1 protein-coding gene is annotated in these 249 nt (G+C 68.7%); it reads right to left on the bottom strand.

The features are described 5' to 3' along the window. On the bottom strand, positions 1–249 hold a 249-nt coding region (locus tag SB822_RS59400; RefSeq protein ID WP_410859414.1), incomplete at both ends, for a beta-ketoacyl synthase N-terminal-like domain-containing protein.

Raw genomic sequence — 249 nt, 5'->3', positions numbered from 1 at the left:
CCCATGCCGTAGGCGATGGCGACGTGGTCGTCCTTGAACACCGACGGCGACAGCGCGACCTTGTTGCCCATCATCGGCACCATCGACATCGACTCGGTGCCACCGGCCAGCATCAGGTCGGCGTTGCCGAGGCGGATTTCATTGGCCGCCAGCGCCACGGCCTGCAGGCCCGAGGAACAGAAGCGGTTGACGGTCTGGCCGGCCACGGTGTTCGGCAGGCCGGCCAGCAGCACGCCGATGCGCGCCACG

The sequence above is a fragment of the Paraburkholderia sp. SIMBA_054 genome (assembly GCF_046534875.1).
Lineage (GTDB): Bacteria > Pseudomonadota > Gammaproteobacteria > Burkholderiales > Burkholderiaceae > Paraburkholderia > Paraburkholderia hospita.
This window is presented reverse-complemented; position numbering and strand designations above follow the sequence as displayed.